This window comes from Bradyrhizobium sp. DOA1 (assembly GCF_001593325.1).
In the GTDB taxonomy this organism is placed as follows: Bacteria; Pseudomonadota; Alphaproteobacteria; order Rhizobiales; family Xanthobacteraceae; genus Bradyrhizobium.
In genome coordinates, this window is record NZ_JXJM01000001.1 from 6670879 (window position 1) to 6687458 (window position 16580).

Below are 16580 nucleotides of genomic sequence, written 5' to 3' on the forward strand. Positions count from 1 at the left end.
ACCGCGGCGTTTCGTTCCTGCCCCCAGCGCATAGCCGCCATGAACACGGATCGCTGAGCCGTGAATCCGGCACTGCGAGTTCCACACGCCGAATACTTACTCAATTCTAAACAGCGGCCGCCAAGACTTTGCTTTACAATAATAGAAAGTATTCGTGAGGTTAATAAATCGTTAAAGCCGAAGATTTCGAACTTAACGCTGAATATCGGCTGCCGGTAACAAGATGTTTCAAGGCGACACAGAGCAGATTTACTGCCCAATTCACGCCTCATTAGGAATCGAAACGCGGTCCCGCTCACAAACTGATGGGGGCTCCACTTGCCACACATGTGGCAATACTAGCTTAGGGACTGATAAATGCTGTCTTTGAAGACGCTGGGCTCTGTGACCCGGCCCCGCACTGCGATTGCTTTCGTTGCCGCAACTCTCCTTATCGGTGGAACTGCCACCGAGGCTTCCGCCAAATCCAGGCATCACCGTCACCACCATCATCACCGCCACCACGCCCAGGTCGACACCAACGCGACCGCCGACTGGCGTAACGCCAATGCGTCGATGACGCCGACCGCAGGCACCGGCCGCAGCTTCTCCGGGGTCGCCTCCTTCTATGGCAACGAGTCCGGCAGCAAGACTGCCTCGGGCCAGCGCTTCAACCAGAACGCCATGACCGCCGCGCACCGTTCGCTGCCGTTCGGCACCAAGCTGCGCGTCACCCATGGCGGCCAAAGCGTCGTCGTCACCATCAATGACCGCGGCCCGTTCATTCGCGGCCGTGTGCTCGACCTCTCCACGGGTGCCGCCCGCGCCATCGGCCTCACCAGTCGCGGCGTCGGCCGCGTCACCGCGGAAGTCATCTAAGGCGCTCTTCCAGCGCCTTCCTTCGCGCAATTTTCATCAGTTTGATGCGCGCATGAAGCAAGCCCGCGGTCTTGGGGGACCGCGGGCTTTTTTTGTTCGGCCGTTTCGTAGCCCGGATGGAGCGAAGCGTAATTCGGGGTCTTCGTGCGCGGATCGACTTGCCCCGGATTGCGCTTCGCTCCATCCGGGCTACAGGCGTTGTTTGGCTCCGTCATTGCGTGGAGAGAGTGTGCGCAACCCTACAAGAAGCTCTGCGGATCGACGTCGACTTCGAGCTTCAGATTGCCCGTGGTCTTCGGGCACGCCGCGAGCCAGTTGCGCAGGTACTCGGACAGATCGAAGCCGCGCGCCGATTTGACCAGGATGCGGAAGCGGTAGCGGCCCTTGATCACCGCGAGCGGCGCCTCGGCCGGGCCGAGCACCACCACGCGCTCGTCGCGCGGCGCCAGCGCCACCAGCTTGCGGCCGAAACCTTCCGCGGTCGGACGGTCGCCGGCGGAGATGATCAGGCTCGCGAGCCGGCCAAACGGCGGATAGAGCGTCTTCTCGCGCAGGTCGATCTCGCTGTCATAGAAGGCCTCGCGGTCGCAGGCGATCAGCGCCTTCATCACGGGATGGTCGGGCTGGTGGGTCTGGAGATAGCCGACGCCGCGGCCCTGCTCGCGGCCGGCGCGGCCGATCACCTGGTTGAGCAATTGCCAGGTGCGCTCCGCCGCGCGCGGGTCGCCATTGCTAAGGCCGAGATCCGCGTCGACCACGCCGACCAGATTGAGCCGCGGAAAATTGTGGCCCTTGGCGACGAGCTGCGTGCCGATGATGATGTCGACACGGCCTTCCGCGATCTCGGCAAGCTCGCTTCGCATCGTCTCGATCGAGGTGATGAGATCGCTCGAAAGCACCATGGTGCGCGCCTCCGGGAACAGCGCCGCCGCCTCCTCCTGCAGGCGTTCGACGCCGGGCCCGACCGCGACCAGCGATTCCTCCGCCGAGCAGTGCGGGCAGAGATGCGGGCGCGGCATCGAGAAGCCGCAATGATGACAGACGAGGCGCTGGCGAAAGCGATGATCGACCAGCCAGGCATCGCAGATGGTGCAGGCAAAGCGATGGCCGCAGGCGCGGCACAGGGTCAGCGGCGCATAGCCGCGGCGATTGAGGAACAATAGCGCCTGCTCGCGTCGCTCGATCGCAGTTTTGATCTCGCCCGCAAGCCGCGGCGAGATGAAGCGGCCGCGCGCGGGCGGCTCGCGGCGCAGATCGATGGCCTCGATATGCGGCATGTGCTGGCCACCGAAGCGCGAGGGCAGCGCAATGCGCTGATAGCGGTTCTTGCGCGCATTGACCTCGGATTCGACCGAGGGCGTGGCCGAGGCCAGCACGATCGGAATCTTGGCGATATGCGCGCGCACCACCGCCATGTCGCGGGCGTGATAATGCACGCCCTCGTCCTGCTTGTAGGCCTGATCGTGCTCTTCATCGACCACGATGAGGCCGAGATTGGCGTAAGGGAGAAACAACGCCGAGCGCGCGCCGACCACGACGGGCGCGGTGCCTGTTGAGATCGCCGCCCAGTTGCGCGCGCGGGTGCGCGGCGTCAGCTCCGAATGCCACTCGATCGGCCGCACGCCGAAACGTTGCGCGAAACGGTCGAGGAACTGGCCGGTCAGCGCGATCTCCGGCATCAGGATCAGCGATTGCTTGCCGCGGCGGATCGTTTCTGCAACGGCCTCGAAATAGACCTCGGTTTTGCCCGAGCCGGTGACGCCGTCGAGCAGCGCGACGTGGAAGGTGCCGTTGGCCGCGAGCGCGCGCATCGCATCGACGCCGGCACGTTGCAGCGGCGAAAAATCCGGGCGACCGAACTCCGGATCGGGGGCGGGCGGCGGCGCCGGCGGCGGCATCGCCTCGACCGTGAGGGTGCCCTCGTCGACGAGGCCGTCGATCACGCCCGTGGAGACGCCGGCCTCCTTGGCGGCCTCGGACTTGCCGTGCAGCAGCCGGTCCGACAGCACCGCGATCACGCGCTGGCGCGCCGGTGTCAGGCGCTTGGGGGGATCGCCGACTAGGCGCACGCCAGGACGGACCCGCTCGGGGCCGAGATTCTCGGCCATGCGCAGGCACATGCGCAGCACCATGCCGCGCGGGCTCAGCGTGTAATTGGCGACCCAGTCCACCACCGAACGCAGCTCGGGCTTGAGCGGCGGGACGTCGAGCTTCTCGCTGACCTCCTTGAGGCGGTTGTGCAGGCGCGGATCGGGATTGGCGTTCTCGCCCCAGACAACGGCCAGCACCTCGCGGGGGCCGAGCGGCACGCCGACGAGATCGCCGGCCTTGAGCTCCATGCCGCGCGGGATCTTGTAGGAATAGGTCTGGTCGAGCGCGACCGGCACCAGCACGTCGACCATGCGGGTCGCGTTGGCGGAAGGGGTCGTGCTGCGCGACGAATGGTCCATCAACAGTCTTTGGAAGGGAGAATCGGAACCTGGCGTGTCAAGGCTAGCGCCCCGGGGCGGCCTTAGCGAACAGTAAACGGGTGTGATGCGATATACTGAGCGGAATCAATCCGTCCAGAGCGCATGAGCAAAGCCGCCACACCTCACATCGAGCTCGCCAGCGCCGATCCCTCGATTGCGCAGGAGATGGCGCGCTGGCTGTCGCATCTCGGCGCCGAGCGGCGGCTGTCGCCGAAGACGCTGGAGGCCTATGGCCGCGACCTGCGGCAATGCCTGGATTTCCTTTGCAGCCATTGGGGCGAGCGCGTGACGCTGGCACGGTTCGCGGCGCTGGAGGCGACCGACGTGCGCGCCTTCATGGCGATGCGCCGCGCCGACGACATTGCCGGCCGCAGCCTGATGCGCGCGCTGGCGGGCTTGCGATCATTCGGACGATTTCTGGAGCGCGAGGGCAAGGGCAAGGTCGGCGCGCTCTCCGCGATCCGCGCACCCAAGGTTGCCAAGTCGCTGCCGAAGCCGTTGCCGATGGCCTCAGCAAAACGCCTTGCCGATGCCGACGAGCGCGCCGGCGAGGAACGCGAGACCTGGATCCTGGCCCGCGATGCCGCGGTGATGGCGCTGCTGTACGGCTCGGGCCTGCGCATCTCCGAAGCGCTCGGCCTGAAGCGCCGCGAGGTGCCGCGGCCCGGCGAAGGCGACGTGCTGATCGTGACAGGCAAGGGTAACAAGACGCGCATGGTGCCCGTGCTCCAGAACGTGCTGGAGCTGGTGCAGGACTACGTTGCGATGTGCCCGTACCCGCTGCCCGCGGACGGCCCGATCTTCGTCGGCGCGCGCGGCGGCCCCTTGAGCCCGCGCATCATCCAGCTCGCGATGGAGCGGCTGCGCGGCGCGCTCGGCCTGCCGGACAGCGCCACGCCGCACGCGCTTCGGCATTCCTTTGCCACGCATCTGCTCTCGCGCGGCGGCGACTTGCGCGCGATCCAGGAACTGCTCGGCCATTCCTCGCTCTCGACCACGCAGGTCTATACCGGCATCGATTCCGAGCGTCTGCTCGAAGTCTATGCAAACGCGCATCCGCGGCGCTGAATAGCCCGTCGAATCCTGACATGAAGCTGTCACAGCGTGCGTGCCTCTTGCGCGGCGCATGCGGTTCGTTCAATCGTTGCGGAACCGACCAAGAGGGGAATCATGAGCGCACATGAAAGCATGGAGCATGCGGAGCACGCCGAACACGCGTCCGGCTCGAACAAGAAGATCGCGCTCCTGATTGCCGTTCTGGCGCTGTTTCTGGCGATCTCGGAGACGCTCGGCAAGGGCGCCCAGACCGAATCGATCAGCAAGAACGTCGAGGCCGCCAATCTCTGGGCGTTCTTCCAGGCCAAGAGCATTCGCCGCACCGTGGTGCTGACCGCAGCCGAACAGGGCAAGCTGACGCTGGGCGGCACGAGCGACGACGCCATGAAGGCAGCGGTGCAGAAGCAGGTCGACGACTGGACCAAGACCGCGCAGCGCTACCGCTCCGAGCCCGAGACCGGCGAAGGCACCGAGCAGCTCGCGGACAAGGCCAAGCATGCCGAGCACGCCCGCGACGAGGCGACCGCGAAATACCATCATTTCGAGCTGGCCTCGGCCGCCTTCCAGATCGGCATCGTGCTGGCGTCGGCCACCATCATCACCGGCATGATTGCGCTCGCCTATGTCGGCGGCGTGCTGACGGTCGCCGGCCTGATCATGACCGCGCTCGGCCTGTGGTGGCCGCATCTGTTGCATTTGCATTGAGGGTGATGCGGACAAACCCGCGTCCGCCACACAGACAGTGTCATGCCCCGCGAAGGCGGGGCATCCAGTACGCGGCGACACCTCGGTTCCAGCCTCGCTGCCTCTCGAATACTGGATTGCCCGCCTTCGCGGGCAATGACAGCGAGTATGAGGCGATAACAGTGTACAAGCGGCGGGACTCTACCGCGCCTGGTGCACGCTCTTCCGAAAGCGCTGGATCATGCGCAGCGTGCGTGACGACCAGCCTTCGCCGTCCCCAGCGATCAGCTCCCGGATGCGCCGCTTGATCGGGTCGACCAGGGCGGCAGCCTTGGCGCGCACCTTCAGCACCAGATCATAGATCCGCTCGAACCAACGCATCTCCAGCAGCTTGGCGCGCGTCACGTCGAACACGAAGGCGGTGACGCCGACGCCGAGAAGCTTCGCGAACACGATGGTGAAGACCGCGCTGGTCCAGTATTCGTGCGCGAGCAGCCACAGGCCGACGAGCTTGAGTGGAAACAGCGGGATGACCGGGACCGCGAACACAAGCAGCGTCATGGCCGGCGACAGCGCATCGACGCGCTCCGTCAGCCATTGCTTGAAGCGCGCCAGCGGGATGGCTGCGACGACCTTGGCGACGATCGGCTCGAGATGGTCCCACAGCCAAGCTTCGATCAGGAAGACGATCGCCAGCAGGACCCAAAGTGGTTGAAGAAGGCGGCGCAGCATATGTTTCCCGTCCGCTTCCGTGCTGGGCGCGTCCTTACATATGGATGGCCCGCTTGCCCACCGCAAGCGCGGCTTCCTTGACGGCCTCCGAGCGGGTCGGATGCGCGTGGCAGGTGCGCGCGAGATCTTCCGCACTGCCGCCAAACTCCATGAGAACGCAAGCTTCATGGATCATTTCGCCGGCTTCGCGGCCGATGATGTGCACGCCGAGCACGCGATCGGTCTTCGCATCCGCGAGAATCTTCACGAAGCCGTCAGTGGTCTGGTTGACCTTGGAACGGCCATTGGCGGTGAACGGAAACTTTCCGACCGTGTAAGCCACACCCGCCTGCTTGAGTTCCTCCTCGGTCTTGCCGACGGAGGAGACTTCAGGCGTGGTATACACGACGCCTGGAATGACATCGTAATTCACATGGCCGGCTTGTCCCGCGATGATCTCGGCGACCGCGACGCCTTCGTCCTCGGCCTTGTGCGCAAGCATCGGGCCTGCAACGACGTCGCCGATGGCATAGACACCCTTCAGGCTGGTGGCGAAATGCGGATCGATCTGCACGCGGCCGCGCGGATCGAGCGCCACGCCGGCTTCCTTCAACCCGAGCCCGTCGGTGTAGGGCACGCGGCCGATGCAGACGAGGACGACGTCGGCTTCCAATGTCTCCGCCGTGCCGCCGGCGGCGGGCTCGACCGTCGCCTTCAGCGTCTTGCCGGAGGTGTCGACGCCGGTGACCTTGGCGCCGAGCTTGAACGCAAAGCCTTGTTTCTCAAGGATGCGCTGGAATTGCTTGGCGATCTCGCCGTCCATGCCGGGCAGGATGCGGTCGAGGAATTCGACCACGACGACTTCGGCGCCGAGGCGCTTCCACACCGAGCCGAGCTCGAGACCGATCACGCCGGCGCCGACGATCAGCAGCTTGCCGGGGACCTTGTCCAGCGACAGCGCGCCGGTCGACGACACGACACGCTTCTCGTCGATCTCGATGCCCTTGAGGCGCGCGATGTCGGAGCCGGTAGCGATGACGATGTTCTTGGTCTCGACCACCTGCGACTTGCCGTCGGCCGACACTTCGACCTTGCCGGCACTGATGATTTTGCCGGTACCCTTGAGCACGTCGATCTTGTTCTTCTTCATCAGGAACTCGACGCCCTTGACGTTGCCGTCGATGCCCTGCTGCTTGAAGTTCATCATCGCCGGCAGTTCGAGCTTCGGCGCGGACACGCTCACGCCCATCTTGGCGAAGGAATGACCGGCTTCCTCGAACATCTCGGAGGCGTGCAGCAGCGCCTTCGAGGGCATGCAGCCGACATTGAGGCAAGTGCCGCCAAGCGTTGCGTTCTTTTCGACCACGGCGACTTTCATGCCGAGCTGGGCTGCGCGCACCGCGCAGACATAACCGCCCGGTCCGGTGCCGATGACGACGAGATCGTAGGTAGCCATGAGAGGAAGTCCCGTGAGTTTAACGTGATGAGGATGTGTCGGCGACCGCCGGCGAGTCAGCGTCCGCCGGACACATCGAGAGTGGCTGCGGTGATGTACGAAGCCTCGTCCGACATCAGCCAGAGGATGGCATTGGCGATTTCATCAGCGGTACCAACGCGCTTCATCGGCACCATGTGGGCGAGGCGGTGATGCCGGTCGGGTTCGCCGCCCGAGGCGTGAATTTCCGTATCGATCAGGCCCGGGCGAATGCCAGCGACGCGAATACCTTCGTTTGCAACCTCATAGCCGAGGCCGGTGGTGAAGGAATCGATCGCGCCCTTTGATGCGGCATAATCGACGTAAGTGTTGGGTGCACCCAACTTGGCCGCAACCGACGACAGATTGACGATGACGCCGCCCTTGCCGCCGTGCTTGGTCGACATCCGCTTCACCGCTTCGCGCGCGCAAAGGATCGAGCCGGTGACGTTAACCGCCAGCACGCGCTGGATGCGCTCGGCCGACATCTCGTCGACGCGCACGCCGCTGGTACCGACGATGCCGCCATTGTTGACGAGCGCGCCGAGGGTGCCGAACTTGTCGGCTTCCCTAAACAGGTCGATGATGTCGCGCTCTTCGGCGACATCGCATTTCACCGCGACGGCCTTGCCGTTGCTGGCCTCGATCTGCGCGACCACCTCGTCGGCGGCCTTCTTGTTGCTGGCGTAGCCGACCACGACACGATAGCCGCGCGCGGCCGCTGCAAGCGCGGTCGCCCGTCCGATGCCGCGGCTGCCGCCGGTGATGACAACGACCTTATCCGTCACGCGCGCCTCCATAGTTGGACATGCGCCGCCGCGCATGGCGACGGCGCTCGCAATGCATCAGGGATCAGAGATCGAGCACGAGGCGCGCCGGATCTTCCAGGCTCTCCTTGACGCGAACCAGGAAGGTGACGGCTTCCTTGCCGTCGATGACGCGGTGGTCGTAGGACAGCGCCAGATACATCATCGGGCGGACCTCGATCTTGCCGCCGATCACCATCGGCCGCTCCTGGATCTTGTGCATGCCGAGGATGCCGGACTGCGGCGCGTTCAGGATCGGAGTCGACATCAGCGAGCCGTAGATGCCGCCATTGGTGATGGTGAAGGTGCCGCCCTGCATCTCGTCGATCTTGAGCTGGCCGTCACGGGCGCGGCGGCCGAAATCGGCGATGCCCTTCTCGATGTCGGAGATCGACTTGTGGTCGCAGTCGCGGACGACAGGCACGACGAGGCCCTTGTCGGTGCCGACGGCGACGCCGATGTGGTAATAGTTCTTGTAGATCAGATCGCTGCCGTCGATCTCGGCGTTGACCGCCGGAATGTCCTTCAGCGCCTGCACGACGGCTTTGGTGAAGAAGCCCATGAAGCCCAGCTTGGCGCCATGCTTCTTCTCGAACGCGTCCTTGTAATGCGCCCGCAACGCCATGACGTTGGTCATGTCGACTTCGTTGAAGGTCGTGAGCATGGCCGCGGTGTTCTGCACGTCCTTGAGACGGCGGGCGATGGTCTGGCGCAGCCGGGTCATCTTGACGCGCTCTTCGCGGGCAGCGTCATCGGCCGGCGACGGCGCACGCACCTGCACGGCGGCAGCGGGCTGGTTGACCGGGGTCGGCGCCGAGGCCGCGCGCTCGATCGCAGCTAACATGTCGCCCTTGGTGACGCGGCCATCCTTGCCGGAGCCCGGAACGGTCGAGGCATCGACGCCGCTCTCGGCGGAGAGCTTGCGCACGGACGGAGCAAGGGGCGCGTCAGCAGGCGGCGCCTTCGCAGCAGCCGGGGCCGGCGCGGCAGCCGCAGCTTGTGCCGGAGCAGCGGCTGGCTTGGCGGGAGCCGCAGCGGGCTTGGTCGCGCCGGCACCATCGGTGATCTGGCCGAGCAGCGCGCCGACCGCGACGGTGGCGCCATCGGCGGCGATGATCTCGCTCAGCGTGCCCGCTGAGGGCGCGGGGACTTCGATGGTGACCTTGTCGGTTTCGAGCTCCACCAAGGGCTCGTCGACGGCGACGGGATCGCCGGCCTTCTTGAACCAGCGGCCGATGGTGGCCTCGGTGACGGATTCGCCGAGCGTCGGCACACGAATTTCAGTCATGGTCTTTGTCCTTAGGGATCGCAGTCGCGGTCATGAATTCATACGTCATTGCCCGCCTTGTGCGCACCTGCGCACTGGGGCGGGGCAATCCAGTACTCCGTGACTTTCGTGATAAAACGAGAAGCCGAGGAGTACTGGATGCCCCGCCTTCGCGGGGCATGACAGCGTCAAAAACTTCTCAGCTCAGTGCTTCGTCCAGGAACGCCTTCAACTGCGCCTGATGCTTGGACATCAGACCCGTGGCGGTCGCGGCGGAAGCGGCGCGGCCGACATAGCGCGGACGCCGGCTCGCGCCGTTCACCTGGTTCAGCACCCATTCCAGATAGGGCTCGATGAAGTGCCAGGCGCCCATGTTGCGGGGCTCTTCCTGGCACCACACCATCTCGGCCTTCTTGAAGCGCGACAGCTCGGCCACCAGCGCCTTCAGCGGCACCGGATAGAGCTGCTCGACGCGCATCAGATAGATGTCGTCGATGCCGCGCTTCTCGCGCTCCTCGTAGAGGTCGTAATAGACCTTGCCGGAGCACAGCACGATGCGACGCACCTTCTCGTCGGGGACGAGCTTGATCGCCTCGTTCGGCAGCATCTGCGCGTCATCATAGAGGATGCGGTGGAAGGTCGTGTCCTTGGCGAGCTCGTCGAGGCGCGACACGGCGCGCTTGTGACGCAGCAGCGACTTCGGCGTCATCACGATCAGCGGCTTGCGGATCTCGCGATGCAGCTGCCGGCGCAGAACGTGGAAGTAGTTCGCCGGCGTGGTCGGATAGACCACCTGCATGTTGTCTTCCGCGCACATCTGCAGGAAACGCTCCAGGCGCGCCGAGGAGTGCTCCGGTCCCTGGCCCTCATAGCCGTGCGGCAGGAGGCAGACGAGACCGGACATGCGCAGCCATTTGCGCTCGCCCGAGGAGATGAACTGGTCGAACACGACCTGCGCGCCGTTGGCGAAGTCGCCGAACTGGGCTTCCCACAAGGTCAGCGTGTTCGGCTCGGCGAGCGAATAGCCGTATTCGAAGCCGAGCACGGCCTCTTCCGACAGCAGCGAGTTGATGACCTCGTAATGGCCCTGCTCGTGACCGAGATGGTTGAACGGCGTGTAGCGGCTCTCGTCCTCCTGGTCGATCAGGACCGAATGGCGCTGCGAGAAGGTGCCGCGCTCCGAATCCTGTCCGGACAGGCGGACATGGTGGTTTTCGTTGAGCAGCGTGCAGAACGCCAGCGCTTCGCCGGTCGCCCAGTCGATGCCGTTGCCGCTCTCGATCGCCTTCGAGCGGTTCTCCAGGAAGCGCTGGATGGTGCGGTGGACGCGGAAGCCGTCCGGCACCTTGGTGATCTTGCGGCCGATGTCCTTCAGGATCGGCAGGTCGACGCCGGTGACGCCGCGGCGCGCGTCCTCTTCCTGGTCAGCGATCTTGAAGCCGGACCACTTGCCGTCGAGCCAGTCGGCCTTGTTCGGCTTGTAGGAGGTGCCGGCCTCGAACTCGGCATCGAGCCGCGCGCGCCAGTCGGCCTTCAGCTTGTCGACCTCACCCTCGGTGACCACGCCTTCGGCGATCAGGCGCTTGGAGTAGAGAGTGAGGGTCGAGGGATGGGCCGCGATCCGCTTGTACATCACGGGCTGGGTGAACGCCGGCTCGTCGCCCTCATTGTGGCCGTAGCGGCGATAACACCACATGTCGATGACGACCGGCTTGTGGAACTTCTGCCGGAACTCGATCGCGACCTTCGCGGCAAACACGACGGCTTCCGGATCGTCGCCGTTCACGTGGAAGATCGGCGCGTCGATCATCTTCGCGACGTCCGACGGGTACGGCGACGAACGCGAATAACGCGGATAGGTGGTGAAGCCGATCTGGTTGTTGACGATGAAGTGCACCGAGCCGCCGGTGCGGTAACCCTTCAGGTCCGACAGGCCGAAGCATTCCGCGACCACGCCCTGACCGGCGAACGCGGCGTCGCCGTGCATCAAGAGCGGCATGACGGAGATCCGCATGTCCGGGGGATCACCGTGCTGGTCCTGCTTGGCGCGGACCTTGCCGAGCACCACGGGATCGACGATCTCGAGATGCGAGGGGTTGGCGGTCAGCGACAGATGAATGCGGTTGCCGTCGAACTCGCGGTCCGAGGAGGCGCCGAGGTGATATTTGACGTCACCGGAGCCTTCGACCGCGTCGGGATTGGCCGAGCCGCCCTTGAACTCGTGGAACAGTGCGCGGTGCGCCTTGCCCATCACCTGGGTCAGCACGTTGAGGCGGCCACGATGCGGCATGCCCAGCACGATTTCCTTCACGCCGAGATTGCCGCCGCGCTTGATGATCTGCTCCAGCGCTGGGATCAGTGCTTCACCACCGTCGAGGCCGAAGCGCTTGGTGCCGGTGAACTTGGTGTCGCAGAATTTTTCGAAGCCTTCGGCTTCGACCAGCTTCATCAGGATGGCGCGGCGACCTTCGCGGGTGAACGATATCTCCTTGTCCGGCCCCTCGATGCGCTCCTGAATCCAGGCCTTCTGCGCGGCATTGCTGATATGCATGAACTCGACGCCGAGCGTCTGACAGTAGGTGCGCTCGCAGATCGCGGTGATCTCACGCAGCGTGCCGTATTCGAGGCCGAGCACGTGGTCGAGGAAGATCTTGCGGTCGAAATCGGCCTCAACGAAGCCGTAGGTGCGCGGGTCGAGCTCTTCGCGGTTGCGCTGGGCTTCGATGCCGAGCGGATCGAGCTTGGCATGGAAGTGGCCGCGCATGCGGTAGGAGCGGATCAGCATCAGGGCGCGGACGGAGTCGCGCGTCGCCTGCAGCAAATCGGCGGAGGAGAGCCCCGCCCCCTTGGCCTGCGCCTTGGCGGCGATCTTGCCGCCGACCGCCTTCTCGACCTCGGCCCAATTGCCGTCGAGGGCGGAGGTGAGGTCATCCTGCGGGGTCAGCGGCCAGTTGTCGCGCTCCCAGGACGGGCCCTCGGCATTCTTCCGGACGTCACCGGGCTGGTCGTTCAGGCTCTTGAAGAACTCCTGCCACTCGGCGTCGACCGAGGACGGGTCCTTCTCGTAGCGGGCGTAGATTTCGTCGATGTAGGTGGCGTTGGTGCCCTGCAAAAAGGAGGAGAGGGCAAAGGCTGCGTTCGCGTCTTGGCGAGACATACTTGAGTTCCTGGCGATTTCGGTTCGCGCATAACAAACGGCGCTGGCGTCGGGCTCCCCGGCAGAGGCCCGACGCGATTGGCACCATTTACCCTATTTGCTGCGAAACTTCGCCCGGAAAAGCACGAAGAAGTGAATTAGCCCTTCAACTTTTCGGCAAGCGTATGGCCGAGGCGTGCCGGCGACGGAGACACCGTGATTCCAGCCGATTTCATCGCCTCGGTCTTGGAACCGGCATCGCCCTTGCCGCCCGAGATGATCGCGCCGGCATGGCCCATGCGTCGGCCGGGAGGTGCGGTGACACCGGCGATGAAGCCGACCATCGGCTTCTTGCGGCCGCGCTTGGCCTCGTCCTTGAGGAACTGGGCGGCGTCCTCCTCGGCGGAACCGCCGATCTCGCCGATCATGATGATGGATTCGGTCTTGGGGTCGGCCAGCAGCATTTCGAGGACGTCGATGAATTCGGTTCCCTTGACCGGGTCGCCGCCGATGCCCACCGCGGTGGTCTGGCCAAGGCCCTCTTGGGAGGTCTGGAACACGGCTTCATAGGTGAGCGTGCCAGAGCGGGAGACGATGCCGACCGAGCCGGTCTTGAAGATGTTGGCGGGCATGATGCCGATCTTGCACTCGCCGGCGGTCATGACGCCCGGGCAGTTCGGCCCGATCAGGCGCGACTTGGAGCCGAGCAGCGAGCGCTTGACGCGCACCATGTCGACGACTGGAATGCCCTCGGTGATGCAGACGATCAGCGGAATCTCGGCGTCGATCGCTTCGCAGATCGCGTCCGCCGCGCCCGGCGGCGGCACGTAGATCACCGACGCGTCCGCACCGGTCTTCTCACGCGCCTCGCGCACGGTGTCGAACACCGGCAGGCCCAGATGCGTCGCGCCGCCTTTGCCGGGCGAAGTGCCGCCGACCATCTTGGTGCCGTAGGCAATCGCGGCCTCCGAGTGGAAGGTGCCGTTCTTGCCGGTGAAGCCCTGGCAGATGACCTTGGTGTTCTTGTCGATCAGGATGGACATGAGATCTGCTTTCGCGAACTAACGAGTGAGAGGTCAGTGGATGCGGCGGTAGACGCCGGTGAGCACGTCGGCCCAGCCTTCCGCGTCCGGCGAGAACTGGATCTTCAACGAGTAGGAATTGTCGTCGATGATCTCGTAGACGTGGCGCGCATTGCCGCGGAGCGAGCCGCGCACCAGCGTCAGGGTCTTGCCGACCCAGCCGCCGGAGGCGGGCGAGGGCGGCGTGTAGCCGAGCGAGTCGTACCAGAACAATTTGTAGGTCCGGTCGTCGCGGTCGAAGGTGAAGATGCCGTGGGTGGCGAAGACCTGCTTGCCGTCGCGCATCTGGACGCTGTCCTGGATCAGATAGAACCCGTTCAGGTCCATGCGCGCGACGGTACGCGATGTGGCCGGCCCGCCCGCCGTCCAGCGCGACGGGAAGACCACCTCTTCGCCATCCCATTCGCCGGCGAACGCGGAAAGACGCGCGTGCTCGGGGAGCGGAGATGATGCGGCGAGATGGTCCTGGGCCATGGCCTTAGCCTCCCTTGACGGCCTTCACGATCTTCTGCGCGGCGTCGTCGAGATTGTCGGCCGGCACCACGTTGAGGCCGGATTCACGGATGATCTTCTTGCCGAGCTCGACATTGGTGCCTTCGAGGCGGACCACCAGGGGCACGCTGAGGCCGACTTCACGAACCGCAGCGGTGACGCCCTCGGCGATCACATCGCACTTCATGATGCCGCCGAAGATATTGACCAGGATGCCCTTCACGTTGGGATCGGCGGTGATGATCTTGAAGGCGGCCGCGACCTTTTCCTTGCTGGCGCTGCCGCCGACGTCGAGGAAGTTCGCCGGCGCCATGCCGTAGAGCTTGATGATGTCCATCGTCGCCATGGCAAGACCGGCGCCGTTGACCATGCAGCCGATATTGCCGTCGAGCGTGACGTAGTTGAGGTCGTACTTGGACGCCTCGATTTCCTTGGCGTCTTCCTCGGTCTCGTCGCGCAGCGCGAGCACCTCGGGATGGCGGAACAGCGCGTTGTCGTCGAACGACACTTTGGCGTCGAGCACGCGGAGCTGGCCCTGCTTGGTCACGACCAGCGGGTTGATCTCCAGCATCGACATGTCCTTGGCGATGAATGCCGCATAGAGCTGCGCGGTGAGCTTTTCCGCCTGCTTGGCGAGATCACCGGAGAGCTTGAGCGCATTCGCAACCGTGCGGCCGTGATGGCCCATGATGCCGGTGGCGGGATCCACCGAGAACGTGACGATCTTCTCGGGCGTGTTGTGCGCGACGTCCTCGATGTTGACGCCGCCTTCGGTCGAGACGACGAAGGAGACGCGCGACGTCTCACGGTCGACCAGGATCGAGAGGTAGAACTCCTTGTCGATGTCGGAGCCGTCCTCGATGTAGAGGCGGTTGACCTGCTTGCCGGCCGGTCCGGTCTGCACGGTCACGAGCGTTGCGCCGAGCATCTGCTTGGAGAACTCGGAGACCTCTGCGGCCGACTTGGCGATGCGGACGCCGCCCTTGTCGCCGGCAGAGGCTTCCTTGAACTTGCCCTTGCCGCGGCCGCCGGCATGGATCTGGCTCTTCACCACATAGACCGGGCCGGGGAGCGCCTTGGCGGCGGCCTCAGCGTCGGCGGGTTTGAGGACCGGCACACCCTTGGAGATCGGCACGCCGAACTCACCCAGCAGCGCTTTGGCCTGATATTCATGGATATTCATATGGTCGCTCCCTGAACCCGCGGGCGGTGACCTCAAGGGCCCACCTCAGTCTTGTGGCTGGCATACCATATACCACAGGAACTGCAACACGGTTTCTTTGATTTCGAGATCTCTGGACTGTCGAACCCGGGACCCGCCCGGTCAATGGGCGCCGGAAGTGAAACCGCCGAAGACCGATTTTCGGTCTCCGGCGGGGCGTTGCTGGCGGTTAGCGACCGAGAAGATCGGGTGCGATCTTCTTGCAGGCATCGACCAGACCCTGCACGGCACCGACCGACTTGTCGAAGGCCTCGCGGTCCTTGCCGGCGAGCTCGATCTCGACGACGCGCTCGACGCCCTTGGCGCCGATCACGACGGGCACGCCGACATACATGTCCTTCACGCTGTATTCGCCGTTGAGATAGGCGGCGCAAGGCAGCACGCGCTTCTTGTCCTTCAGATAGCTCTCGGCCATCGCGATCGCGGACGCCGCCGGCGCGTAGAACGCTGAGCCGGTCTTGAGCAGGTTCACGATCTCGGCGCCGCCGTTGCGGGTGCGGTCGACGATCTCGTCGAGGCGCGCCTGCGAGGTCCAGCCCATCTTGACGAGGTCGGGCAGCGGAATGCCGGCGACCGTGGAGTACTTCACCAGCGGCACCATCGTGTCGCCGTGACCGCCGAGCACGAAGGCGGTGACGTCCTCGACCGAGACGTTGAACTCGTCGGCCAGGAAATAGCGGAAGCGCGCCGAATCCAGCACGCCGGCCATGCCGACCACCTTCTTGTGCGGCAGGCCAGATGCCTTCTGCAGCGCCCAGACCATCGCGTCGAGCGGGTTGGTGATGCAGATGACGAAGGCGTCGGGCGCGTACTTCTTGATGCCGGCACCGACCTGCTCCATGACCTTGAGGTTGATGGAGAGGAGGTCGTCGCGGCTCATGCCGGGCTTGCGCGGCACGCCGGCGGTGACGATGCAGACCTTGGCGTTGTCGAGCGCCTCATAGGAGTTCGCGCCGGTGTAGTGCGCGTCAAAACCGTCGACCGGCGAGGACTGCGCGATGTCGAGCGCCTTGCCCTGCGGCACGCCCTCGGCGATGTCGAACATCACGACGTCGCCCAGTTCTTTCAGGCCGATGAGATGAGCCAGCGTTCCGCCGATCTGACCGGAGCCAATCAAAGCAATCTTGTCGCGCGCCATGTGAACCTGTCCTTTAGACACGTAAGGAGGGAAAACTGGGAGGGTGGTTATCCCTTTCGCCTCCCCCGTTCAAGTCGGTGGATGCCCAATTGTCGGGCTTGGCGCGATAGCAGCCATATCTTGTCTGTCATTCCGGAATGCCGACAGGCGCAGGTCCGGAATCCATAACCCCCATCGGGAGTA

13 protein-coding genes are annotated in these 16580 nt (G+C 64.7%); 3 read left to right on the forward strand and 10 right to left on the reverse strand.

The window, feature by feature from the left end:
• Positions 1-357 precede the first annotated feature (357 nt).
• A complete protein-coding gene (locus SE91_RS30865) occupies positions 358-858 on the forward strand; it encodes a septal ring lytic transglycosylase RlpA family protein (protein WP_061850336.1) in 501 nt (166 codons plus the stop codon).
• 239 nt (positions 859-1097) lie between these two features.
• Here SE91_RS30865 and SE91_RS30870 read toward each other — a convergent pair whose 3' ends face one another.
• Complete coding sequence (locus SE91_RS30870) at positions 1098-3308, reverse strand: primosomal protein N' (RefSeq protein WP_061850337.1); 2211 nt, start codon at positions 3306-3308, stop codon at positions 1098-1100.
• A gap of 123 nt (positions 3309-3431) precedes the next feature.
• Between SE91_RS30870 and SE91_RS30875 the strand changes: the two genes are divergently transcribed.
• On the forward strand, positions 3432-4397 hold the full coding sequence (locus SE91_RS30875; RefSeq protein ID WP_061850338.1) for a tyrosine recombinase XerC: 966 nt from the start codon (positions 3432-3434) through the stop codon (positions 4395-4397).
• Positions 4398-4499: 102 nt separating this feature from the next.
• A complete protein-coding gene (locus tag SE91_RS30880) occupies positions 4500-5090 on the forward strand; it encodes a DUF4337 domain-containing protein (RefSeq protein WP_061850339.1) in 591 nt (196 codons plus the stop codon).
• Between the two features lie 180 nt (positions 5091-5270).
• Here SE91_RS30880 and SE91_RS30885 read toward each other — a convergent pair whose 3' ends face one another.
• The 9 genes from SE91_RS30885 to mdh form a co-directional block, all read right to left on the reverse strand.
• Positions 5271-5801 carry a hypothetical protein gene (locus SE91_RS30885; protein ID WP_061850340.1) on the reverse strand — a complete coding sequence of 177 codons (531 nt, stop codon included), beginning with the start codon at positions 5799-5801 and terminating at the stop codon, positions 5271-5273.
• A 34-nt stretch (positions 5802-5835) separates the two neighbouring features.
• Entirely contained in the window at positions 5836-7236 is a 1401-nt protein-coding gene (gene lpdA / locus SE91_RS30890) for a dihydrolipoyl dehydrogenase (protein WP_061850341.1), read from the reverse strand.
• A gap of 56 nt (positions 7237-7292) precedes the next feature.
• Positions 7293-8054: an SDR family oxidoreductase gene (locus SE91_RS30895; RefSeq protein WP_156490077.1), complete on the reverse strand. Its 762-nt coding sequence runs from the start codon at positions 8052-8054 to the stop codon at positions 7293-7295.
• A gap of 52 nt (positions 8055-8106) precedes the next feature.
• The gene (gene odhB / locus SE91_RS30900; RefSeq protein ID WP_060734495.1) at positions 8107-9348 is read right to left on the reverse strand and encodes a 2-oxoglutarate dehydrogenase complex dihydrolipoyllysine-residue succinyltransferase; all 1242 of its coding nucleotides are present in this window, start codon (positions 9346-9348) and stop codon (positions 8107-8109) included.
• A gap of 178 nt (positions 9349-9526) precedes the next feature.
• A complete protein-coding gene (locus SE91_RS30905; protein WP_061850342.1) occupies positions 9527-12484 on the reverse strand; it encodes a 2-oxoglutarate dehydrogenase E1 component in 2958 nt (985 codons plus the stop codon).
• Positions 12485-12621: 137 nt separating this feature from the next.
• Positions 12622-13506, reverse strand: a complete 885-nt coding sequence (gene sucD / locus SE91_RS30910) for a succinate--CoA ligase subunit alpha (RefSeq protein ID WP_008538936.1) — start codon at positions 13504-13506, stop codon at positions 12622-12624.
• Positions 13507-13539: 33 nt separating this feature from the next.
• Complete coding sequence (locus SE91_RS30915; protein WP_008538937.1) at positions 13540-14019, reverse strand: DUF1579 family protein; 480 nt, start codon at positions 14017-14019, stop codon at positions 13540-13542.
• Between the two features lie 4 nt (positions 14020-14023).
• Positions 14024-15220 carry an ADP-forming succinate--CoA ligase subunit beta gene (gene sucC / locus SE91_RS30920; protein WP_061850343.1) on the reverse strand — a complete coding sequence of 399 codons (1197 nt, stop codon included), beginning with the start codon at positions 15218-15220 and terminating at the stop codon, positions 14024-14026.
• Positions 15221-15428: 208 nt separating this feature from the next.
• The gene (gene mdh, locus SE91_RS30925; protein WP_025032846.1) at positions 15429-16397 is read right to left on the reverse strand and encodes a malate dehydrogenase; all 969 of its coding nucleotides are present in this window, start codon (positions 16395-16397) and stop codon (positions 15429-15431) included.
• Between the last annotated feature and the right edge of the window lie 183 nt (positions 16398-16580).

Bases quoted from the DNA above. Each gene is read 5' to 3' on its own strand.
- SE91_RS30865 (WP_061850336.1), top strand. From the start codon at position 358: ATGCTGTCTTTGAAGACGCTGGGCTCTGTGACCCGGCCCCGCACTGCG.
- SE91_RS30870 (WP_061850337.1), bottom strand. From the start codon at position 3,308: ATGGACCATTCGTCGCGCAGCACGACCCCTTCCGCCAACGCGACCCGC.
- SE91_RS30875 (WP_061850338.1), top strand. From the start codon at position 3,432: ATGAGCAAAGCCGCCACACCTCACATCGAGCTCGCCAGCGCCGATCCC.
- SE91_RS30880 (WP_061850339.1), top strand. From the start codon at position 4,500: ATGAGCGCACATGAAAGCATGGAGCATGCGGAGCACGCCGAACACGCG.
- SE91_RS30885 (WP_061850340.1), bottom strand. From the start codon at position 5,801: ATGCTGCGCCGCCTTCTTCAACCACTTTGGGTCCTGCTGGCGATCGTC.
- lpdA (WP_061850341.1), bottom strand. From the start codon at position 7,236: ATGGCTACCTACGATCTCGTCGTCATCGGCACCGGACCGGGCGGTTAT.
- SE91_RS30895 (WP_156490077.1), bottom strand. From the start codon at position 8,054: ATGGAGGCGCGCGTGACGGATAAGGTCGTTGTCATCACCGGCGGCAGC.
- odhB (WP_060734495.1), bottom strand. From the start codon at position 9,348: ATGACTGAAATTCGTGTGCCGACGCTCGGCGAATCCGTCACCGAGGCC.
- SE91_RS30905 (WP_061850342.1), bottom strand. From the start codon at position 12,484: ATGTCTCGCCAAGACGCGAACGCAGCCTTTGCCCTCTCCTCCTTTTTG.
- sucD (WP_008538936.1), bottom strand. From the start codon at position 13,506: ATGTCCATCCTGATCGACAAGAACACCAAGGTCATCTGCCAGGGCTTC.
- SE91_RS30915 (WP_008538937.1), bottom strand. From the start codon at position 14,019: ATGGCCCAGGACCATCTCGCCGCATCATCTCCGCTCCCCGAGCACGCG.
- sucC (WP_061850343.1), bottom strand. From the start codon at position 15,220: ATGAATATCCATGAATATCAGGCCAAAGCGCTGCTGGGTGAGTTCGGC.
- mdh (WP_025032846.1), bottom strand. From the start codon at position 16,397: ATGGCGCGCGACAAGATTGCTTTGATTGGCTCCGGTCAGATCGGCGGA.